This is a genomic window from Mongoliitalea lutea (assembly GCF_014652135.1).
GTDB classification, from domain to species: domain Bacteria; phylum Bacteroidota; class Bacteroidia; order Cytophagales; family Cyclobacteriaceae; genus Mongoliitalea; species Mongoliitalea lutea.
The window spans coordinates 1-22,762 of record NZ_BMYF01000005.1 but is presented as its reverse complement, the minus strand read 5'-3'; the positions used below and the strand labels follow the sequence as shown (position 1 = coordinate 22,762).

The 22,762-nt window shown below is 37.4% G+C and carries 15 protein-coding genes; all 15 read left to right on the top strand.

The genetic code is table 11. The annotated features are described in order from the left end of the window. Positions 1–103: 103 nt before the first annotated feature. A complete protein-coding gene (locus tag IE080_RS05165; RefSeq protein WP_189579393.1) occupies positions 104–1,423 on the top strand; it encodes a hypothetical protein in 1,320 nt (439 codons plus the stop codon). Next, a complete protein-coding gene (locus IE080_RS05160; RefSeq protein WP_189579392.1) occupies positions 1,420–2,442 on the top strand; it encodes a CgeB family protein in 1,023 nt (340 codons plus the stop codon). Before IE080_RS05165 ends, IE080_RS05160 begins: the two co-directional genes overlap by 4 nt. A 99-nt stretch (positions 2,443–2,541) precedes the next feature. Then, positions 2,542–3,519 (top strand): glycosyltransferase family 4 protein, encoded by a 978-nt coding sequence (locus IE080_RS05155; RefSeq protein ID WP_189579391.1) that lies wholly within the window; start codon positions 2,542–2,544, stop codon positions 3,517–3,519. 34 nt (positions 3,520–3,553) lie between these two features. After that, positions 3,554–4,549: a glycosyltransferase gene (locus tag IE080_RS05150; RefSeq protein WP_189579390.1), complete on the top strand. Its 996-nt coding sequence runs from the start codon at positions 3,554–3,556 to the stop codon at positions 4,547–4,549. A 2-nt stretch (positions 4,550–4,551) separates the two neighbouring features. Next, positions 4,552–5,568 carry a glycosyltransferase gene (locus IE080_RS05145; RefSeq protein ID WP_189579389.1) on the top strand — a complete coding sequence of 339 codons (1,017 nt, stop codon included), beginning with the start codon at positions 4,552–4,554 and terminating at the stop codon, positions 5,566–5,568. 4 nt (positions 5,569–5,572) lie between these two features. Beyond that, on the top strand, positions 5,573–7,492 hold the full coding sequence (gene asnB, locus IE080_RS05140; protein WP_189579388.1) for an asparagine synthase (glutamine-hydrolyzing): 1,920 nt from the start codon (positions 5,573–5,575) through the stop codon (positions 7,490–7,492). Beyond that, complete coding sequence (locus IE080_RS05135; protein WP_189579387.1) at positions 7,467–9,602, top strand: bi-domain-containing oxidoreductase; 2,136 nt, start codon at positions 7,467–7,469, stop codon at positions 9,600–9,602. Before asnB ends, IE080_RS05135 begins: the two co-directional genes overlap by 26 nt. Then, positions 9,584–11,530: a heparinase II/III domain-containing protein gene (locus tag IE080_RS05130; RefSeq protein ID WP_189579386.1), complete on the top strand. Its 1,947-nt coding sequence runs from the start codon at positions 9,584–9,586 to the stop codon at positions 11,528–11,530. Before IE080_RS05135 ends, IE080_RS05130 begins: the two co-directional genes overlap by 19 nt. Beyond that, positions 11,527–12,786: a glycosyltransferase family 4 protein gene (locus IE080_RS05125; protein WP_189579385.1), complete on the top strand. Its 1,260-nt coding sequence runs from the start codon at positions 11,527–11,529 to the stop codon at positions 12,784–12,786. The genes IE080_RS05130 and IE080_RS05125 overlap by 4 nt, the downstream gene beginning before the upstream one ends. Before the next feature lie 36 nt (positions 12,787–12,822). Beyond that, complete coding sequence (locus IE080_RS05120; protein WP_189579384.1) at positions 12,823–13,428, top strand: sugar transferase; 606 nt, start codon at positions 12,823–12,825, stop codon at positions 13,426–13,428. Further along, the gene (locus IE080_RS05115) at positions 13,425–14,033 is read left to right on the top strand and encodes an acetyltransferase (RefSeq protein WP_189579383.1); all 609 of its coding nucleotides are present in this window, start codon (positions 13,425–13,427) and stop codon (positions 14,031–14,033) included. The genes IE080_RS05120 and IE080_RS05115 overlap by 4 nt, the downstream gene beginning before the upstream one ends. A gap of 35 nt (positions 14,034–14,068) precedes the next feature. Beyond that, positions 14,069–15,235, top strand: coding sequence for a DegT/DnrJ/EryC1/StrS family aminotransferase (locus IE080_RS05110; RefSeq protein ID WP_189579382.1), 1,167 nt, complete (start codon positions 14,069–14,071; stop codon positions 15,233–15,235). Positions 15,236–15,242: 7 nt separating this feature from the next. Next, positions 15,243–16,124, top strand: coding sequence for a polysaccharide deacetylase family protein (locus IE080_RS05105; RefSeq protein ID WP_189579381.1), 882 nt, complete (start codon positions 15,243–15,245; stop codon positions 16,122–16,124). Beyond that, positions 16,121–16,906 carry a formyltransferase family protein gene (locus IE080_RS05100; protein WP_189579380.1) on the top strand — a complete coding sequence of 262 codons (786 nt, stop codon included), beginning with the start codon at positions 16,121–16,123 and terminating at the stop codon, positions 16,904–16,906. The genes IE080_RS05105 and IE080_RS05100 overlap by 4 nt, the downstream gene beginning before the upstream one ends. Positions 16,907–17,145: 239 nt before the next feature. Then, positions 17,146–22,762: FG-GAP repeat domain-containing protein (locus IE080_RS05095; protein WP_229800511.1), on the top strand; the 5,617-nt coding region annotated here is incomplete at its 3' end.

The window sequence follows — 22,762 nt, the reverse complement described above, 5'->3', positions numbered from 1 at the left end:
ACTCCGCTAATCGTTCTGGGCTGTATGATAAGTTGTAAATTCTTATAGAATAAGTGCCTAGTTAAGAAATATATTAGTTGATGTAGCATTACCATTTATTAGAATGATAAATATATTTTGGATAGTTTTCCATGTAATTGGATTTTTGATCTTGCCTGATTTTGGTGCCTCCATTACATTGTCGGCATACTTAATTTATGAACTTGTTAAAAAGGTTAGTAGGAGAGAAGTATTTCAGCTAATTGATTTCTACTTTTTAGGCTTGCTGATAACGGTCATCTCTAATATCTCATTAATTTATTCCTTTATTTCAGGGACATTTCTTTTGAGTTACAATTATGCAGCTCCTGATTTTTTTCCTCTTGCTTCACTAATCCTAGCTATTAGTAATCAGCTTTTTGTAGTGGGATATACTATGAAACTTGGATTTTCTCTTCCAAAATTAAAATTACCATTGAAGGTATCGAATAATTTTATTTTGATAACATTTACGGCGGGGTTGATCTTTTCTATCAAGGGTTTTTGGATGAATGTAGCACTTCCCGGTGCTTTTCAGTCATTGATTAGTTTGGCCCCATTAGTTGCTATTTTTGTTTTGAGTAGATTTGCGGGTAAATTAAATTATTCTTTCCTGTTTAGGAGAGCTGTTGCTTTAGCTATTTTCTCTTCATTCAATGCATTGTTATTTAGTTATTTAAGGGTAGAAATATTGCTTCCATTTATTGTTTTGATTCTAGGGTTTTATTTGGGGGCTAATTCCTTGAAACCGTTTTTTACGATTAGTTTTGTGCCCATTGCTATAGCTATTGCATTTTTCTTCTCTATTTTTGAATTACTCGGAAGTTACAGGGAGAATATTAGTACAGGTTTTGCCAGGTTGGGTCAGTTAAATGAGTTGTACTATAGTCAAAATGCCGTAAATGAAGATCCTGAATACAAGTTAAGTGCCTTTGATAGGAGTTCTAATCTTGCACAATTGTCTGCGGCGGTTGATCTAGTGGATAACTATGGGCCTTATCAAGGTGAGGCCTCTGCACCCTTGCTTGTTGCATTTATTCCGAGGTTTCTTTGGCCAGAAAAACCTAAAATTGCTTTGGGAGTATGGTATGCATTAGAGCTAGGAGTTGCGATTGAAGTTGATGATTGGTTTAATAATTCTGTAAACATGACCATACCAGGTCAGCTGTATCTTGATTTTGGATGGATAGGGTTGATAATTGGGTCGATTTTTACCGGGATTTTACTTCAATTGCTTTGGAAGGCTACGGACTTTTATAGCCCTACCTTTAATTTATTGGGTACTTTTTATGGGGTTTATTTATTGTTTTCTGCTTTTACAGGTATAGGAGCAGACTTACAGATTTTTGTCACATTTATTGCAGTATATTTGATATTACTAGTAATTAGTTTAGTAAAACCATGAAGATTTTATGTGTTGGTCCTTTATTTAGAGGAAGTAATGCTGGTGCTTTCTTTAGAGCTTTAGCTAGAAACGGTGTGTTTATAGAAGTATTGGACGAGTTTTACCATATTCCTTTAACTCCTTCAAGCCTTCAATCGAAGATAATATCTAAGGCAAGCCGACCTATATTTATAAATGATTTCAATACTGAATTTATTCGTCTTTTTCATCGGTTTAAACCGGATGTAGTATTGGTCTATAAAGGTGCGTTTGTTAAATCAAGTACATTGGAATATATCAAATCGAAAGGTGGAAAGCTTATTAATTTTTATCCTGACGTCAGTTTCCATACCCATGGGAATTTGCTACAAGACTCTTTAAAGTTGTATGATAAAGTATTTACTACCAAGTCATTTGGGATTAAAGATATGGAGCTTCAGTTGGGAATTAAAAACTCTTGCTTCATTCCTCATGGATTTGATCCCGAGATCCATAGGCCTATCCCTAAAGATGTTATTCCGGCTGATTTTTTCTGTGATGTAAGTTTTATTGGGACCTACTCGCCAAAGAAAGAGAAAATACTAAGTTATCTGATGGATAAAAATCCTTCATTGGATCTAAAAATCTGGGGAAGTCAATGGGAAAAATCCAAAGCGCCTAATTTGAAAGGGAAAATTCAATTAGGCGTCATTAATGGAGATTTATATGCAGCGGGAATTACTGCTTCGAAAATAAATCTGGCAATTTTATCTGAACAAGTCAGAGGAGCGTCTTCAGGTGATTTGATTACATCTAGAACCTTTCATATCCCGGCGGCAGGTGGTTTTATGATTCACGAAGAGAATAAGGAATCTATCTTGTATTTCAAAAAAGACGAAGAAGCTGTTTTTTTCAAAGAGCTTGATGAATTAGATCAAAAAATTAACTTTTATCTGACAAATGAAGATTTAAGAATACAAATTGCTCGTAATGGCAGAGATAGATGTCTGAATGATCATAGTCTTGATAATAGGGCAAAAGTGTTTTTGGAAAATCTTTAAGTAAAATTGCCCGTTTTAGAGTCTGATCCTGGATATAGATGACTCAGACATGTGGTCAAATAGGACTGGATAATTTTCAAGTTTGGGACAAGTTTAAAAATGAAAGTAATTCATCATTTCAATAGAGAAGTAAGGCCTGGAAATGTAACTTTTGAGCAACTTTTTGGAGCTCTAAGAAAGGAGATAGCCAATTATTATCCAATCAACAATTTTGACTTACCAATAGGATTAAATAAATGGCAGGCGATTCAATGGGCAAAAAAAAACAGTGGGCTCCTCAACCATATTACAGGAGATGTTAATTTCCTAGCCTATGGCCTTCCTAAAGGAAATACTATTTTGACAGTCCATGATTTAGGCCACTATCAACAAACACTCACGCATCTAAAAAAGATTGTTTATGGGGAGTTTTGGCTTAAAGGACCATTTAAAAGGGTGAGGATGCTCACATCAATCTCTGAATTTACAAAAAATCAGATGGTTAATGCCTTTAATATTTCTCCAGAAAAAATCAAGGTAATTCACAACCCTTTATTACCAGGTTTTTTTCCAGTTGCTAGAACTCAAAATAATGTGCCTGTTATTTTGCAGATAGGGAGTGGGGCCAATAAAAATTTAGCATCTTTGATTCATGCGGTTAAGGGGTTAGATGTAAAGCTGCTGTTAGTCAATCATCTAAGGAATGATCATGAAAGAATGTTATTGGAAAAATTTAAAATAAATTACACTCAGTTAACTAACTTGAATTTCGATCAATTAGTCCAAGCTTATGCAGCATGCGATATACTCTATTTTGCTTCCTCCTATGAAGGCTTTGGACTGCCTATTCTTGAAGCACAGGCAGTGGGAAGAGCGGTTATTACATCTAGGTCTTCATCTATGCCTGAAGTTGCAGGTGATGCTGCTGTGTACGTTGATCATTTTTCTATAGAAGAAATAAGGGATGCAATAGTCCGTATATCATCATCGACAGACTTTCAGGAAAAGCTAATCCAAAATGGATTTGAAAATATAAAAAGGTTTAATCTTTCGGTCATTGCAAAACAATATGCAGAATTGTATGAACAACTATTTTAAAAAAAATAAGATACTAGTTCTCTACTCTGAGGTTATGCCTTATACAGTTGCTGTATTAAACTCTTTAATCCGTGATTTTGATACACAAATTATTCTTGTCTATTGGGATCAAAAAAAGCTTACTCCTTTTGTTTTTGATTTTCCGCCTTCGGTCTTGAAACTTGTCCCAAGAAGTAGTCTTTCAGAGCTGAGTGATTGTGCCTTACTCTTTGAGTTTAATCCGGATTTGATAGTTACTTCTGGGAGAATGGATAAGTTGTACTTGAATATCAACTTGGAATTTAAGAAAAAGGGTGTGCCGAGAGTGATGAATTGTGATAACCAATGGGAAAATACATGGAGGCAAAGACTAAAGTCTTTTTTGGGGTATCCTTTATATAGGAAGTATTTTAATTATTGCTGGGTTCCAGGATCCCGACAATATCTATTTGCTCATAGCATAGGTTTTTCAATGAATGCGATCATTCCCAATTTCTATAGTGCCTCTGATCTGTTTTTTGACAAATATTGTACAATAAAGGAGAAAAGAATATTGTTTGTTGGTAGATTTGCCAAGGTGAAAAACGTTGAAGCCTTAATTCAAGCATTCACTGGATTGACTGATAAATTTCCTGAATGGAAACTAAGATTGGTTGGTTCTGGAGTTCTTGATCAAAATCAAATTTATAATAAAAATATCGAAGTTTTCTCTTTTGAATCTCAAGAGAAACTGGTTGAGCATGCACAGGAATCGTCTGTATTTTGTCTCCCAAGTGTGCATGAAGCATGGGGTGTAGTTGTTCATGAATTTGCAGCATTAGGTATGCCGCTGTTACTTTCTGATAAAGTAGGCGCATCCGACAAGTATTTGATATCCAATTATAATGGTTTAAGATTTGAAGCAGATGATCCTGATTCACTGAAGGAAAAATTAAATATGCTCATGAGTCTTTCCCTTGATCAACTGCAAATCTGGGGAAATAGGAGTAGAAGTTTAGCCATCAGTAGAACTCCGGAAATTTCAGCAGCCTCTTTATTAAGTGTTTTGTAAAAATGATATTAATTGATTGTTTACATATTAACAATGGTGGAGGGAAAATTCTACTAGATGTTTTGATTGATAATATAGAATCTGCTGGACTAGAGGTACACTATATTTTAGATAATAGGGTAAAGGGTAATCATCCTCCCATAAAGTCAAATCCTATCACTTATTTAGAGGCTTCTTTTTTCAAAAGAAGGGCATTTTACAAAAACAATAAAAATATCATTTCTAAAGTATTCTGTTTTGGTAATATTCCTCCTCCGATAAAGCTTAGCTGTGATGTTTACACCTATTTTCAGAATACTTTATATTTGGTCTATGAAAGTGGATTGAATTTTAAATTGGCAATCATAAATAAGTTGAAATCCAAAATTGTCCGTTTGCTTTCGTCCAATACGAGTGAGTGGTGGGTTCAGACGGATAATGTAAAAAAACTAATGATTGATCGATGGGGTGTAGAAGCAGATAGAATAAAAATTTATCCATTCTATCAAGATATTGTGCTTGATGACAAAGAGTCATTACAAAAAGATTTTCAAAAATACTTATATGTAAGCAATGGACATCCACATAAAATGCATCAAAACTTAATTGAAGCATTCAAACGAGTGGCAGAAGATAATAGCTCATTAGAGCTTTTCCTCACAATATCCGAACAGTATCCATTACTTATTGAGCAAATCAATACTTTGCAAAGTGAAGGATATAAAATATGGAATTTAGGCTGGAAAAGCCGAGATGAGTTGGTTGATTATTACATGGAAGCTGGGATTTTTGTTTTTCCCTCGGTTTACGAGAGTCTTGGCTTAGGTTTAGTTGAAGCTTCACAATTTGACATGGTGATTCTTGCATCCGATTTACCATTTGTCAAAAATGTAGTGGAGGCTTCCATGTATTTTGATCCGAATAGTGTAGATTCAATTGAAATGTGTCTACGCCAAAGCCAAGAGTTAAAATTGAAACCAAGTAAAACATTGCTTCCCAATACTATTCATGAGATGTTGGAGAGGTTAAAAATAAATTAAGTTTATGTGCGGAATTTTCGGATTAATTAATGGAGTTTTATCTAAAGATCCATTAAGTTTTTTGGCTCACCGTGGACCTGATGATTCAGGTAGCTTTCAGAATGAATGGCTTTTTTTGGGACATACTCGATTATCTATCTTGGATGTTTCCCAAGCAGGTCACCAACCGATGTTTTACAATGATGATGATTTAGTAATTGTATTTAACGGGGAAATTTATAATCATTTAGACCTTAGAAAGGAGTTGGAGGTTGATGGGTATCAATTTGCATCGACTTCCGATACTGAAACTATTTTGGCAGCATGGAAAAAGTGGGGGACCGAATCTGTTAAGTTACTTAATGGTATTTTTGCGTTTGCTATTTATCAAAAATCTACCAATCAATTGTATGTGGTAAGGGATAGATTTGGAGTAAAACCACTTTATATTTATCAAAAAGAGAATCAGCTTGCATTTAGTTCTGAGATAAAAAGTTTTTTTAGTATCGATTCCTTTGACACTACTTTAGAGCCTACTAATTTCCATTACTATAACAATTTTTTATACGCTCCTGGATCCCCTACTCCTTACAAGTATGTGTATAAACTTTTGCCTGCAACCGTTTTAAAAATTGATGTTGAAAGTGCTTTAATTACGGAGCAACTTCAATTTCATTCTTTTAAGAAAGAGGTTACCTACTCCAAAAGTAGTTTAGAAGAGATTGTTGATGAATTGGATACGCGAATGAGGACTGCTATTTCCAGGCAGCTTTTGTCCGATGTTCCTGTTGGTTATTTTTTATCCGGAGGGCTTGATAGTAGCCTCATTGTAGCCATGGCGAAATCTATGCATCCTACAAAGAATCTTGATTGCTTCACCATTGACGCAGGGATAAAGAAAAGCAAAGAAGGATTTACAGAAGATCTTCCATATGCTAAAATGGTAGCTGATTACCTTGGAGTCAATTTGCACATTGTAAATCCACAATTTAACTGGGTAAGAGATTTCGATCAAATGATCTGGCATTTGGATGAACCCCAAGCTGATTTGGCTCCTATCAATCTGAAAGAAATATGTGGTCTTGCGGCTGAAAAAGGCATTAAAGTCTTGCTAAGTGGAGCAGGTGGTGATGATCTTTTCTCAGGATATAGAAGGCATCAAGCATTAGGATTAGAAAAGGCACTCAATCTAATTCCAAAACCACTATTAAAAATTGGTCGCAGTTTAGCATTGAAGATTCCATCAACCAATCCAAAAGGAAGAAGAGTGCATAAATTAACGCGTGATTGGACTGAGAGTAAAGAGGATAGATTTTTAAATTATTTTCTTTGGACTTCAAAATCGGATGCTTCAGGCAATTTGTTTAGTCAAGCCTTAAAACCGACGGTTAAGGCCATTGATCCATTTAATTACCACCGTAGTCTATTGGTGAATATGGGTAATAGGACCTTATTGGATAAAATGTTATTGCTAGAAAGATATACTTTTCTTTGCGATCATAACCTTAATTATTCAGATAAATTGTCAATGGCAGTGGGAGTTGAAGTAAGAGTTCCTTTTTTAGATAATGAATTGGTAGAGTTTTCTGAATCTATTCCATCATTATTTAAGTTAAAAGGGACTACTACTAAGTTTGTCCTCAAAAAGGTTGCTGAAAAATACCTACCCAAAGAAGTTATTTATAGACCAAAAACAGGATTTGGCTCGCCAATTAGGCAACTCATTGAAAATGATTTTCAAGACATGATCCAACAGCGCTTGAACGAAAAACGCTTAACAGAACAAGGGATTTTCAATCCCCAAGAAGTGCAAATATTGTTGAGAGATTATCTTTCAGGAAAGCGGGAGGATGGATATATTATTTTATCTCTATTAGCGATCCAAAGTTGGTTGGATCAATTTAAACATAAACAATCTTATGAAACAAATCATACAGTCCTTTAAGACGGGTCAGACAATTTTGGAGGAGGTTCCGGCTCCTGTAGTAAGTAAAGGTTCTCTTTTGATCCGTACTACCCATTCATTAGTGTCTCTGGGGACTGAGCGTATGCTGGTAGAGTTTGGAAAAGCAAACCTAATTCAAAAAGCTAGACAGCAACCGGATAAAGTAAAAATGGTCCTGGATAAAATCAAAGCAGAAGGTTTAATTCCAACTCTAGAGACAGTATTCAATAAATTAGAACAACCATTACCACTTGGTTATTGTAATGTAGGGGTTGTAGAAGCTGTGGGTGATGGGGTGTCTGGGTTTTCAGTAGGAGATAGAGTGGCTTCTAATGGACCTCATGCAGAATACGTACTCGTTCCACAAAATTTGGTTGCAAAAATCCCAACCAATGTAAGTCAAGAGGAAGCAGCATTTACTGTCATTGCTTCTATTGGCTTGCAGGGTATCCGACTAGTCAATCCTACTTTTGGTGAGACAGTCGTAGTTATTGGACTAGGGTTAATTGGATTACTTACTGCCCAAATGCTTTTAGCAAATGGGTGTAAAGTGATCGGAATAGATTTGGATCAAAGTAAATGCGACTTAGCCCAATCATGGGGTGTGATTTCGATCAATCCTTCTCAAGGTGTTGATACAGTTAAAGTTGTTATGCAGGAAACTGATTTTATTGGTGCGGATGCTGTGATCATTACAGCCTCAGCAAAGACCAATAGTATCATTTCTGAAGCTGCACAAATGAGCAGAAAAAGAGGTAGAATTGTTTTAGTAGGTGTTGTAGGATTGGATATTTCAAGGGCCGAGTTTTTTGAGAAGGAGTTGACTTTTCAAGTATCTTGTTCTTATGGACCTGGTAGGTACGATGAAAATTATGAGCAAAAAGGTATAGATTACCCACTACCTTTTGTAAGGTGGACAGAAAAGCGAAATTTTCAAGCAATTCTCCAGTCGATTAGTAGTGGACAGATTCAAGTGAAGCCACTCATCAGTGAGATTGTAGCTTTAGAGGATTTTCAATCGGTTTATGGTACTATTAGTGCTTCTAAATCCATTGCTTCTATATTAAAGTATCCAGATGTCGGTGTTGAAAATAGCTACAGTAATACACTAAAGCTGAAGCCAATAGAATTTACAGGTAAAAAAGGCACTATTGGAATAATTGGAGCTGGTAATTTCACAAAGATGACTATGCTTCCAGCGCTTAAAGGCTCAGGAGCAAACTTCAAATATATCGCATCATCTGGTGGACTTAGTGGTACTGAGTTGGGCAAAAAGTTTGGATTTGCTTTCTCCACTACTGATTATAAGTCTATTTTGCAAGATCCGGATGTAGATGCAGTATTGATTACAACCCGACATAATTCTCATGCGAAGTTTGTTCAGGAGGTTCTTGAAGCAAACAAACATGCCTTTGTTGAAAAACCGCTGGCCATTAATTGGGAGCAATTCCATCGTTTAGAAACATTTTTAGAGGAAAAATCGAATAATGTCCCTTCCATTATGGTTGGATTCAATAGGAGATTTAGCCCTCATATACAGGCCATAAAAAAATCGATGGGAAATTCACCTCAAGTGAATATTGTAGCTACTATGAATGCTGGTTTTATTCCGTCTAACGTTTGGGTGCACGATATGGCAGTGGGTGGAGGTAGAATTATTGGAGAGGCATGTCATTATTTGGACCTCTGTGTCTACTTGACTGGTTCATTAATTACTGAGGTTTGTATGAGCTCTATGGGGCAAAATCCAGAAGAGAACACAGATAACGCCAGCATTATTGCCAAATTTGCTAATGGCTCTCAGGCAGTAATTAATTACTTTTCTAATGGCTCTAAAGCGTATAGCAAAGAACGTATTGAAGTTTATTCCAATGAGAAGACTTGGATTATGGACAACTTTCGTAAGACAAGTGCATATGGAGTAAAAGGCTTTTCAAACCTTTCTACCAAGCTTGATAAAGGACATAAAGAGCAATTTCATCGGTATATAAAATTCTTAAAAGAAGGTGGAGCACCGCTTATTTCATTAAATGAAATTTTAAATGTGTCTAAAGCTTCTTTGGCAGCAATAGACAGTTTAAAAGTTGGCAATTGGGTAAAAATAAGATGATAAAGACATTACGGTCTAAAATTATTTTTGGAAGTCAGCTTATTCAAAATATGGGGCTTCGATATTTGACCTTTCGCTTGTCCCATGAGTTAAAAAGAAAAATTGGAATTTTAGAGGTATCCCATCCTACTAGAAAGTCTTCTCCAGTAGGATGGGATTTGGAAAAGTGGAGAAAAAATGTTCCGGTTTTTTTGGTTGGAAATCTTCAAGCAGCTGGCAAGTATCAAAAAAATGATTTTACACAACTGGAAGAAAGGATAAAAAAATATCTGGGAGGGGAAGTCAGAATGTTTAATCATTCATTTGAGAAGCTTCCTGCTACTAATCCTTGGCTTACCCATTTAAAGACGGGTTTTCAGTTTCAAAGCGATGTTCATTGGTCTAAAATAAAAGATCTTGATGACAAACAGGGTGATATAAAATATGTTTGGGAAAAATCACGCTTTACCTATTTATTGGAAATAATCCGATATGATTATTTAGCAAAAACAGATCATTCAGCATTTGTATTTGACGAAATCGATTCTTGGATAAACGCCAACCCTGTCAATCAGGGTCCCAATTGGGTTTGTAGTCAAGAAATCTCTCTCAGGGTATTTAATTGGCTTTTTGCTTTACATTTTTATAAAAATAGCGAACATTTAACATCCAGCAGATGGGAAAAAATCCAACATGTCTTGTATTGGTCTCTCCATCATGTCTACCATCAGATCAATTTTTCAAGAATAGCAGTAAGGAATAATCATGCGATAACGGAAACCTTGTTTTTAGCATTGTCAAGTATTTTATTGCCGCAATTTGAAGAGTCAAAAATATGGTCAGTTAAAGGCCGACGATTTTTCGAGCAAGAAATAGCCTATCAAATTTATGAAGATGGTACTTTCCTGCAGTTCAGTATGAATTACCATCGTGTGGTCATTCAATTGCTGACATTTGGTATTAATTTAACCGAGCTTTATGGTCAACCTTTTAGTCAAAAGGTTTATGCCAAAGCCTATGCTTCCTTAAATTTTTTATATCGTTGTATGAACCATGAAGATGGGTTTTTGCCAAATTACGGAAATAATGATGGCGCTTTGTTTTTTCCGTTTTCAGACTGTCATTACAGAGATTATAGGCCTGCCCTTCATGCACTTCATTTTACGCTGACAGGTAGTAATCTTATTGTTGATAGTCTTGAAAATCAAGATTCGTGGAAAGAAGAGGCATTTTGGCTATGTCATAATAAAAAAGTGAGTTACCATAAATTTTCAGTTCTTACTAATGAGTTGGGAACTTTTAGATTTGATGATGGAGGCTATTATTTACATAAAGATGTGCAGACGTTTACCTTTTTAAGATGCGGAAACCATAAAGATAGACCACATCAATGCGATAACTTACATTTGGATATCTGGGTGGATGGGGAAAATATTTTAAAAGACGCAGGGTCTTACACCTATAATGCCCCCGTTGAAACACTTGATTTTTTTTCAGGAAATAAAGGTCATAATATCCTAAGCATAAATAGCGAAAATCAAATGTTAAGAGGAGGTAGGTTTATTTGGATATATTGGACACAGCGAGAGTCTGTGACTATAGATGAGACGCAGGATTTTTGGATATTTAAAGGTAGGATCAAAGCCTATGGACAAATTGGAGAAAATATTATGATTGAGAGAATTGTAAAAAAAGATAAGAATCAAGCACATTGGACAATAGAAGATTCAGTTATTAATTCTCCTGATAAAAGTTTATTATCGCAACATTGGAATGGACTAGATCGTACCAAGTATCAAATTGTATCACAGGATGAAGAGGGGAAACCTCTAACCGCTACTTTAAACACAACTTTTTTTAGTGAATTTTATGGAAACAAAACTGAACAGAACCAAATATCTTTTTGCAATTACTCTTCAAAAATTATAACTTTGATTTTTAAGATATGAGAATATTACTAATTCATCAGTATTTTTTAGAAGAAGGTGACCCAGGTGGTTCTAGGTTTAATGAAATGACTATGAACTGGCTTGAACAGGGACATGATGTGACAGTAATTGCCGGGATGATTCATTACAATGGCAATGAAAAAAGATCAGAGTACAAGGGTAAGTATATTGTAAAAAAAAATCAGGGAGGAGTAGAAGTATTTAGATCACATGTGTCTGAAAGCTATAATTCTGGATTTCTAGGAAGGCTTTGGGGTTATTTTTCTTTTGTGTTTTCATCACTTTTTGTAGGCTTGTTTAAAACAAGCGGGAAGTTTGATGTGGTGATAGTCACATCTCCACCTTTGTTTGTAGGGATTAGCGGCTATATTATTTCTCGAATAAAAAGAATTCCGCTTGTATTTGAAGTTAGGGACTTGTGGCCGGAAAGTGCGATAGATACTGGAATGGTTAAAAGCAAAGTCTTGATTAATTTAGCATATAGTTTAGAATCCTTTATCTATCGAAAGTCTTTACTTGTGAATGTATTGACTCCTGCTTTTAGAGATGTACTGATCAATGAAAAAAAGGTGCCCTCAGACAAGGTGATTTTTATTCCAAATGCCGCAGATTTCCGCTTATCTGAAAGCTTATTACAATCTTTTGACCCTATATCCTTGAGGACCTCTCTTGGTTGGGATCAAAGCTTCGTAATCACGTATGTAGGTGCGCATGGTATTGCCAATCATCTTGTTCAGATTTTGGATGCTGCAGAATTGTTAAGAGATAGTTCAGTAAAATTCGTATTGATAGGAATGGGACCCGAAAAAGCTAAACTAGTTAAGGAAGCGACAAGCCGTGGACTGACAAATGTTCAATTTTTGGATCCTGTACCCAAAGAAGAGGTCTTCAAATATATTTTAGCCTCTGATATGGGAGCAAGTGTGCTAAAGAAAGTGGATACTTTCAAAACGATTTATTCCAATAAGACTTTTGATTATTTAGCATGCAAAAGACCGGTTTTGATGGCTATCGATGGAGTATCCCGTGCGTTGATTGAAGAGGCTCAGGGAGGTGTTTATGTAGAGCCAGAAAACCCAGAAGCATATAAGCTTGCCATTCAAAAATACCTAGATGATCCATCCCTTGTCAAGAGCCAAGGGGAGCATGGGTATTCTTTTGTTAAACAGAATTTTGATAGGACCATTTTAGCCGAAAAATATATTCATCTAATCGAATTGAAGATGGGATTAAAAAAAGAAGTAGTTTCCAACTGAACCTTTCCAAATATTCACGTAGTTTCTACTCAAATGATGTATAATACTTTAGGGAAGCGTATCATCGACTTGGTTTTGAGTGTGGTAGGATTTTTGATTTTGTCACCATTTTTCATTATCGTTTTTTTACTGTTGCTTATTGCAAATAGGTCTAACCCATTATTTTTTCAAAAAAGACCTGGAAAATCTGAGGTTCCTTTCTATCTCATCAAGTTTAAAACGATGTCAGATGCAAAAGATTCAGAAGGAAATTTATTGCCAGATGATCAGAGACTTACAACTGTTGGAGCCTTTGTGAGGAAAACATCTTTAGATGAAATTCCGCAACTAATTAACGTAATCAAAGGGGATATGAGTCTCATTGGTCCAAGGCCATTATTGATGGAGTATCTTCCTTTATATTCCGATTTTCAAAAGAGGAGGCATGAAGTAAAACCTGGTATTACTGGATGGGCGCAGATTAACGGTAGGAATTCAATTAGTTGGGAAAGAAAATTTGAATTAGACATATATTATGTCGATCATATATCTTTGAAGCTTGATGTCTTAATTCTTGCAAAGACTATTCTGAAAGTTTTTAAATCAGAAGGTATCTCGGCAGAAGGTCATGTGACGGTAGAAAAATTTACAGGTAACAAGTGAAAAAGCAGGTAATCATTGTAGGGGCAAGCGGTCATGGTAAAGTAGTTTATTCCGTGTGCTTAGACCTAGGGCTAGAAGTTATTGGCTTCTATGATCAAAATGAGCAGATTTTGGATTTTTGCTCACTGCCAGTCTTTCATCGTGAAGATACCTTACCGCCTGAGAATTACTATATGATTGGAATTGGTAACAACAGGCATCGAGAAAATTTAGCCAATAGACTTCAGAGACAATTTATTTCCTGTATCCATCCATCAGCTGTTGTTCATAAAAGTGTCGATGTAGGTGAAGGAACGATCATAATGCACAATGCCACTATTCAGATAGATTCTTATATTGGAAAACATGTGATTGTAAATACAAGCTGTAGTATCGACCATGATTGCAGGTTAGAGGATTTTTCTCATATCTCTCCTAATGCTACCTTAGCTGGCAATGTTTCGGTTGGAAAAGGTTCTTGGATTGGTGCTGGAGCTACGATTCTTCAGGGTGTTAAGATTGGCGAGTATGTGAAAGTTGGTGCGGGTGCAGTAATTCTCAATGATATACCGGATCATGCTGTGGTAGTTGGGGTTCCAGGTAAAATAATTAAGTTTGAAAAGTAGAAATCTGTCAACTGGATTTCTTTTAAATAGCATCAATGAATAAACCTGAAAAAATTTGGCTCTCTAGTCCTCACATGGGGGGAAGTGAGACTACCTATGTACAAGAAGCATTCAATCTCAATTGGATTGCCCCAACTGGCCCTCAATTAGCTAAATTTGAGGAGAATTTGAGTACATACGCCAATAATCAATCGGTGGCGGCTTTGTCATCGGGTACAGCTGGAATCCATTTGGGCTTGAAGTTGCTTGGAGTGCAAGCAGATGATTATGTAATTTGCCAAAGCTTTACTTTTTCAGCCTCAGCCAATCCAATTAGATACGAGGGAGCTATCCCCGTTTTTGTAGATAGTGAGGACAAAACGTGGAATATGTGTCCGGTATTATTGGAAGAAGCCATAGAGCGCTGTCTTTCTGGAGAGTTTTTAACAGGTGATGGTAAAAGGTGGACAGGCCCCAAGAAACTTCCTAAAGCAATTATTCCTGTACATCTGTATGGAATGCCTGCTCAAATGGAAGCCATACAAAAAATAGCAAACAATTATGGTATACCCATTGTCGAGGATGCCGCAGAAGCATTAGGCTCAACGATTGCAGGACAGTGTTGTGGTTCATTTGGGGAAATAGGGGTCTTTTCTTTTAACGGAAATAAAATCATTACCACTAGTGGCGGTGGGGCTTTGACCAGTAAAAACCCTTCAATGGTTGATGAAGCAAAGTTTTTGGCAACGCAGGCTAGGGAGAATACTCCACATTATGAACATAAAGTGATCGGATACAATTATCGCTTGAGTAATGTGTCAGCGGCCATTGGTATTGGTCAGTTGGAAGTGCTTCCTCAAAGGATAGAAAAAAGAAGAGCTAATTTTGAATTTTACAAGGAAGCTTTTGCTGGTTTGGAAATTCAATTTTTGGATGAGCCGATGGGATACTTTTCAAACAGATGGTTGACAACTGTCTTGTTTGATGATGCCCCTCAACCACTGAATACAGCAGTAAGATTGGCACTTGATGCCCATGCCATAGAAAGTAGACCTTTGTGGAAGCCAATGCACCTGCAACCTGTATTTCAAAGCTTTCCCTATGTGGGAAACTCATTTAGTGAAAAGCTTTTCAAGCAAGGTCTTTGCCTTCCAAGTGGGTCTAATCTGACATTAGACCAATTGGATAGAGTAGCTTCTCTTGTCTGTTCAGTATGTAAGTAATTATTCCATGAATTTTGTAACATCATACAGGGAAGTTTGCGATAGTAGGTCTTTTGAGCCCAGGAATTTGGCTAGAGCTATTGCCATCAGGGCAATGGCTGTAAAAGATTACCTGTTACAAGCTGAAGAACATTTAAAAAAGCCGCGGATTCAATTCCTCTATTTCCATCACCTGTTTAAGGATGAAGAACAGAATTTTAAAAAAACTTTAACTTTTTTAGCTAAAGCCCATGAGTTTATTTCTTATTCAGAGGCTATTCAAAAAATCCTTACAAACACAATTGATAAGCCGTACATTGTGTTTAGTTCTGATGATGGTCTAAAAAATAATCTGCGGGCAGCAGCTATTTTGGAGGAATATGGAGCAGTAGCCTGTTTTTTTATCAATCCTTCGATAATAGGAGAGCGTTCATACCAAAAAATTGAAGGTTTTTGTAAAGAGCGCCTGATATTTCCTACAGTAGACTTTATGGATTGGAAGGACGTGGAGTTTTTATTAAAGCAAGGCCATGAAATAGGCTCGCATACGATGAATCATATCAATATTGCTGAGGAGCCTATTGAACGAGTTCGGGAAGAGTTACTGGAATCAAAAGAGATGATCACTAAGAAAATTGGAGAGGTCATGCATTTTGCTTATCCCTATGGGCGTTTTTTTCATTTCAATGAGCAAGCTAGAAAGCTTTGCTTTGAATTGGGTTATCAGACAGTCGCATCTGCCGAACGCGGAAGCCATGTTAATGGGCCTAGAGAAATTACTCTTCAAGAACTTTGTATCCGAAGGGATCAGGTGATTTTTGGTTGGGATATGCACGAAATCAATTTTTTCTTGGTGCAGAGTGCTCGAAAGGCCTGTTTTGACAATAGCTTTTTCCCTTACAGCAGATGAGAATTGTAATACTTACCACCGGTCTCCATGGGGTTGCCTCCCACCATTTGAAAAAATTAGTAGAGGTCAAAGATGTCGAAATTGTATCAGTCATATATAATGCCAATACAAAGGTGGATGTGAAGAAGAGCCGTAAAAGACAAGTTGAAAAAATTAAAAAGATAGGCTTGCTAGGAGCGCTCAATGGGATTCGGATGCGTCAATGGTACCAATCGGGTATTCATAAGTACTTGAATATTGTAAATTTGGAAGAAATTTGTCGGGAGTATACGCTCCCTTTTTTTAGAGTGGAGTCTATACAGGACCCCTTACTCGCGGAGCTTATAGGGCAACAATCCATAGATTTGGGATTAAGCTTGGGCAATGGGTATATTCCCAAAAGAATTTTTTCTTTACCAAGACTGGGGATGTTGAATATTCATCACGAAGAACTGCCGGCGTATCAAAATGCTCAAAGTGTTTTATGGCAGTTGTATAATAAATCCAAACACACAGGATATACCATCCATCAGATCACCTCCAAAATTGATGAAGGTGATATTCTCTATCAGGAACAGGTGCCTATTCAATTTAAGGATAGCTTGGGAGAGACTGTCTCTGCTACTTATGCCTTACTTTTTGAAAAGTCTGTGGAAGGCTTGAGTAAAGTTTTATCGGATTTTGACTATTTCCTTTCCAATAGTAGCCCTCAGGGAGAAGGAAATAAATATACTACGCCATCTCTTTGGCAGTATTTACAGATATGGATTAACTTCCAAAAGCTTAAAAAAAACAACACCTGACCACCATATTTGCAAATAAAAAAAAGCTCAAGAATTGATTTAATTCAAACTTGAGCTTTTTTTATGCTGTAATAAATTAGATTTTCATTAAAAGTCCTTTAAGGGGTTGAATTCTATTTTTATACGGGTAAATTTGTCTTTGAGAAGGAGGGTTATTTAGCATAGATAATCCGCGCTTTAGATCAATAGCAACTGTGAATAGCTTATATAAAATCTTTAATTCGATAACAAAATATCTTTTGGGGATAGTTGTAATGATTACACTATCTTTTTTCCATGAGGTAAAGGGGCAAGGGTTTATTGGAGACGTTTTTGATTGTGTATTGGAACCCGACTTTGTTGATATTGGGGACTTTTCAATTACAAGAGCAGGTACTACAAGTTCGCTTGGTGCTAATGGCAGAGTGGTTAGTTTTGCTACCCCACTAGTTGCAGATATTGATGGAGATGGGCAGCCTGAAATTATAATTCTTGGTTACGATCCATCAGAGGGCACAAGCTGGCTCACCAGAAGGCCTCGGTATACCAATAACATTAAGATTTTTAGATTTGTAGGAGGAAGTTTTCAGTGGGTCAGAACTATTGATACACCTAGAATTCCTTACGATGCCTTGACACCCATGGCTGTGGTAAATATTGCACCGGAGGGGTCACCAGACCAAATTGCTCTAATTGTTGCAACTTCACATACCGATCCGGATGTCTCCAATCGAAATCGACTTATCGCATATAATCCTAATACCGGTGCACCGATTTGGATATCTGATGCAACCTATGGGAATAATGTTCAGCCAGGAGTAGATGTTGGAGTTCCGACAGCAGATAGATTCAGCAGTGGGGCTGCTGTAGGAGTGGCGGATTTCAACAATGATGGAATTCCTGAAGTTTATATTTACAATGAAATTTTTAATGCGAGGACTGGAGTGAAACTTGCCGATGGTGGTAATCATGGACAAGGAATTAATGCTATTTTTCAAGATGGAGGAGCGTATGGTTTATCTGTAGCCGCAGATATTATTCCTGGAGATAATCTCGAACTTGCTGCTGGTAGAACTGTGTACAGCGTAAATATTGCACCAGGTGCAAATTCTTTTTCTATGGCCGCAATGACTCCAAATAATTTGGCTGCTGATATTTTTGGGGTGCCTGCCTTTGATGGATTCACATCAATCGCCGATATTAATGGAGACGGGAGGTTAGATGTAATTGTTACCACAGCCGTTAGAGAAACTGCGGGAGCTGTTAAAAGAAGGTATATCTATGTTTGGAATCCATGGGATGGTCTTATAGGATATAGACAGTTGGCTTTTGCAGGAGATAGTGATGGGAATGAAATCCGAACTGGTGTCGCCTTTGTAGGAGATTTACAAGGTTCAGGCCAAGCGTCTATAGGTGTGGTTTCGCCTTTAAATCTTCAAATGCTGCGTTATCAAGCAGGTATTTCCAATGCTTTTGGTCAAAACTTAAATTTGATTTGGACAGAGCCTACCAACGACCGATCTGGCTTTACCACGATTACCATGTTTGATTTTGATCAGGATGGTGTGCAGGAATTAGTTTATCGAGATGAGCGTAATCTTCGAATTTTAAATGGTAATGGGGACGATCTTCCTGGAATAAGTGGGAATAATGTTTACTCCATGACAGGTGGCGAAGGACCTGTAATTGCAGATGTGACGGGAGACGGTCAAGCAGATATTTTGATTACAAATGTAGATGAATTTCCTCCAAATGCAGTTGCAGAGACGCAGTTAGCGCATCTTGAGATATGGAAAGCTCCTGTAGGTGGACTCCCGTGGGCGCCTGCGAGAAATATCTGGAATCAATATGCCTATTTTGCTTTTAATATTAATGATGATTTGAGAGTGCCTCGCCCTCAGCTCAATCATGCAAGAGATGCGCAGGAAACATTCCCCCAATTTGATCCTGCAAGGGGATGTGTGAATGCTGGAACTAGGGTTTTTAATAACTTTTTGGTTCAAACCACTTTTTTTAATGAGGCTGGGTGTAGGACAACAGGGATACCCATCATGGATGCTGAGATTGAGGTTGACATGGCACGATTTACTTGCTATGATCCTGCCCAACCACAGATAGAAGTAACGGTAACAATTCGAAATGTAGGGGATCTTAATGGGGTTGATAATTTTATCCCGGAGTCTACTTTAGTTTCTTTTTTTGTGGGCAATACACCTGTAGCTCAGACTACTGTTGGGGATATTTTAGGAACTAATGTGTTAGCTGGTCAAACCTTTACCCAAACGATCACAATCAATAGTAGTATTGCGGATAATGGAAATTCAGGGTCTTTAAATCTCACAGCAATTATCAATGCGGGTTTTGATAAAGTTTTAATCTTAGACGAATGTAATGATGATAATGAGTCGATAAGGCCTATAATCTCTAGACCTCAGTTTTCGGTAGCAGCACCTAGCCCGGTATGTTTTCAAGATGATTCAGGAACCCTAAACTCCTTTGTATTATCTCCTGTAAATATATTAGAGGGTTTATCTGTTAATAGTTCTCAACTGCGATGGTATATTGACAATATATCAGGTACTCAAATTACAAATGGTACCATCGGTGGGGTAAATTATTTCATTAATTCTGATTTTAGTCTAGAGATTACAGGTTTACCTGCATCAGCTACTCCTTATAGATTCGTTTTATTGGATGGTTGTACTGGAAGGCAGGTGCCAGTACTTTTGACGGTAAATTTTATTCCCGCGCCGATGTTTACTACCGAGCCTGTTAGGTGTAATGGGGAAAGTAACGGGAGGATACTTGTTTCGAATGATCAAGCTTCTTACAGATATATAATCAATGGAACTACGTACACGCGGGCATCATTGGAGGCAACTGGCTTCCCCGCAGGAGATTATACCATTGAAGTAAGGAATATTACTACTAATTGTGTTGATTTTTTCCCTGTAAGCATCATTGAACCTGCTCAGTTGGTAATTGAAAATCCTCAACAAAACAATCCTGTGTGTGTTCCCAATAACGGAAGTATCAGCTGGACAGCAGCTGGAGGTAATTCAACTCAGCCTTATGTATTTAGTCTTCAGAGAAATGGAGTTAATCTAGGGGTTATCAATCCTCAGCAAGTGTCTGGAAGATGGGTTGTGGACAATATTGAAGGGGGGGAATATGTAGTGACGGTAACTGACTTTAAGGGATGTTCAGCAAGTATACCCTTCAGCGTTCCGGTTCAGCAAAACCCCGTATATGATGCTAACAATTCTGTGATTTGTTTTGGTCAGGAAGCGGTATTGGAAGGTGTACAAGCATTTGAAGGTGTTCCTGCTGCAAGTCCTGTTTATCAATGGGGTAGGGTAGATGGGAGTGGAGTATTTCAACCATTTACCGATGGTCAATCCATAGATGGAGGACAGGTAATTCTTTCGAATGGAGGTAGAACCATGCGCTTGGTTAATCTTCCTGTCAGTGCGACTCCCTATACCTATCATCTTCAAGTAACGGGTACAAATACTTGTGATCCCTCATTAATCTCCCGCACAGTACAAGTTAATCCAAATCCAGATGTAGTTGTTGACCAAATCGATGATGTAGTTTGCTTTGGAGAAAGCAATGGAAGAATTGTGATTTCTCGTGGCCCTAATGCTGGTTCAGATTCGTATAATTATCAATTAGTTGAATTAAGCAGGCCATTCGATAATGGAGCATTTAATAACCTTCCCGCAGGGACTTATTCTGTAGTTGTTTCCAATGCAGCAACAGGATGCACTACATTATTGCAGGATATTGTTGTGGATCAACCTCCGCTTTTAACCACTAATAATCAACAATTTATTGATCCTACTTGCGGAGATCCTAACGGATTTTTTAGGATAGAATTTGGAGGTGGAGTTCCAAATTATATCCTGCGTTTAATTCAAGATGGTACAACCATTCAGGAGGTTACTGATTTCGCCGGAAATACGTTTGAAAGGAGTGATTTGACGCCTGGTAGTTTCAGGTTTGAGGTGGAAGATCAAAACGGCTGTATAACCTTTTATGATTTTTCACTAGTTAATAATACGAAGGTACCAATTGATATCGATATTGATGACCTGAGTTTTTGTGAAGGCTTACCAGTCCTATTAACCCCTGTTATCGACACGCAAGGGTTTCCAAGAACAGTGGTTTGGTATAAAGATGAGGCTAAAAACCAACCAGTTATGGCTGGTCCAGATCCTAATGATGCGGACATTATCTATACTTTGAATGGGGAAAATTTAGAAATTGTAGGGTTGAAAAGTGGCGTTACCCGTTCATTTTTCATTGATGTGGTAGGGACTGATTATTGTCCAATTGACCCTGTAGAGGTGCAAGTGTCCATCACTGATCCGTTAGACTTAGCTATTGATTTCGTACAGGAAGTTTGTTTTGGCGATGGTGTAACAGTAACTGTAGATGCAAGTGGAGGGAATCAGGATTTTGAATATAGTTTGGATGGAAATCCATTTCAAACTTCTAATGTCTTTTTGAACGTTCCCGTAGGAGTACATACAGTTATCGTTAGGACGACACAAGGTTGTTTGATTCAAAGGGACTTTACAGTGACTGGTCCACCTGCACCTATAACTATTAATGACGATGTAATAATTGTTTCCAGCTCTTGTGGACTTGCTAACGGCTCTATTTCAAATATTCAAGCGATCGGAGGCTATGGTAATTTTACTTCTGTTTGGAATGTTGGTTCTTTGACAGGACCAGAAGTAGGGGTAGATGTATTTGAGTTGGAAGATATTGCACCAGGCACCTATTTCTTGACAATCACAGATCAAGGTGGCTGTGATTTTACAGCTTCCTTTGTCTTACAGGAACTGCCAAGGCCAGAGGTTGTCATTGCCCCGCAAGAAGAATGTATAGGTTCGGTGATCGAATTCAATCCTATACAAATTATCAGTGGTGCCGCAGCAACTGACTTGGTGTGGTATAAAGATGCCCTAGCAAATGTACCGATCGTGAATGGAGATGATCCAGATGATTCCAATATTACCTACGCTATTGATGGAGACGGGAATTTAGTTGTCACAGGGCTTCCTGCCGGTGATTTTACCTATTATCTTTTGGTAACTTGTACAGATGAAATTGTTGAGGCTAATGCTAGAATAAATCCCTTACCTAACCCAGACTTTGAGGTAACAGATATTCTTTGCTTTGGGGAAGTCACTGGGAAAATTAGGGTAGCGGCAAATGCGAATCCAAATTACAGGTATGTAGTTAATGGAGGGCTGTCATTGACTCAGGCGGAGTTAGAAGCCTTAGATTTACCAGCTGGTACGTATCAGCTAGCTATTACAAATCAATTGACGGGTTGTTTGGCTTCTCAAACCTTGGAGATTGAAGAGCCACCTTTATTAGTATTCCAAAATACCGGCAAGACAGATCCTACTTGTGGGGATTTTAATGGAACTATCAGGTTCAGCATTGCTGGAGGAGTAGCTCCCTATTCAATTATTCTCAATAACTTACCTTTAGCTGACTATTCGTTTAATGAAGATCAGGGTTCCTATGTGGTTACTAGCCTGGCACCTGGATTTTATAGTTTGGAAATTAGTGATGCCAATGGATGTCCCCTAGACTTTCCAAATGAATATGAATTGATCAATAATGATGGAGAGGTATTGGTCATTGACCCTATGAGTGATGTCATTTGTCAAGGGGATACATCTACCTTACTTCCATCAATTACGACAGCGGTACCACCAATCAAGCGTTGGTATTTAAATGCTGGTCTGACAGAAGAGATTTTTTCAAATTTTGATGCCTCAGGAACCGGGGTGATGTATGAGGTAGACCCTGTTACAGGAGAACTCAATGTGTTTAATTTAGATGCAGGAGTTTATA

What these genes read in the sequence shown, in the direction of transcription:
- IE080_RS05135 (WP_189579387.1), top strand. Translation starts at nt 7,467, where the DNA reads ATGAAACAAATCATACAGTCCTTTAAGACGGGTCAGACAATTTTGGAG.
- IE080_RS05105 (WP_189579381.1), top strand. Translation starts at nt 15,243, where the DNA reads ATGAATTTTGTAACATCATACAGGGAAGTTTGCGATAGTAGGTCTTTT.
- IE080_RS05145 (WP_189579389.1), top strand. Translation starts at nt 4,552, where the DNA reads ATGATATTAATTGATTGTTTACATATTAACAATGGTGGAGGGAAAATT.
- asnB (WP_189579388.1), top strand. Translation starts at nt 5,573, where the DNA reads ATGTGCGGAATTTTCGGATTAATTAATGGAGTTTTATCTAAAGATCCA.
- IE080_RS05165 (WP_189579393.1), top strand. Translation starts at nt 104, where the DNA reads ATGATAAATATATTTTGGATAGTTTTCCATGTAATTGGATTTTTGATC.
- IE080_RS05155 (WP_189579391.1), top strand. Translation starts at nt 2,542, where the DNA reads ATGAAAGTAATTCATCATTTCAATAGAGAAGTAAGGCCTGGAAATGTA.
- IE080_RS05120 (WP_189579384.1), top strand. Translation starts at nt 12,823, where the DNA reads ATGTATAATACTTTAGGGAAGCGTATCATCGACTTGGTTTTGAGTGTG.
- IE080_RS05100 (WP_189579380.1), top strand. Translation starts at nt 16,121, where the DNA reads ATGAGAATTGTAATACTTACCACCGGTCTCCATGGGGTTGCCTCCCAC.
- IE080_RS05110 (WP_189579382.1), top strand. Translation starts at nt 14,069, where the DNA reads ATGAATAAACCTGAAAAAATTTGGCTCTCTAGTCCTCACATGGGGGGA.
- IE080_RS05125 (WP_189579385.1), top strand. Translation starts at nt 11,527, where the DNA reads ATGAGAATATTACTAATTCATCAGTATTTTTTAGAAGAAGGTGACCCA.
- IE080_RS05160 (WP_189579392.1), top strand. Translation starts at nt 1,420, where the DNA reads ATGAAGATTTTATGTGTTGGTCCTTTATTTAGAGGAAGTAATGCTGGT.
- IE080_RS05150 (WP_189579390.1), top strand. Translation starts at nt 3,554, where the DNA reads ATGCCTTATACAGTTGCTGTATTAAACTCTTTAATCCGTGATTTTGAT.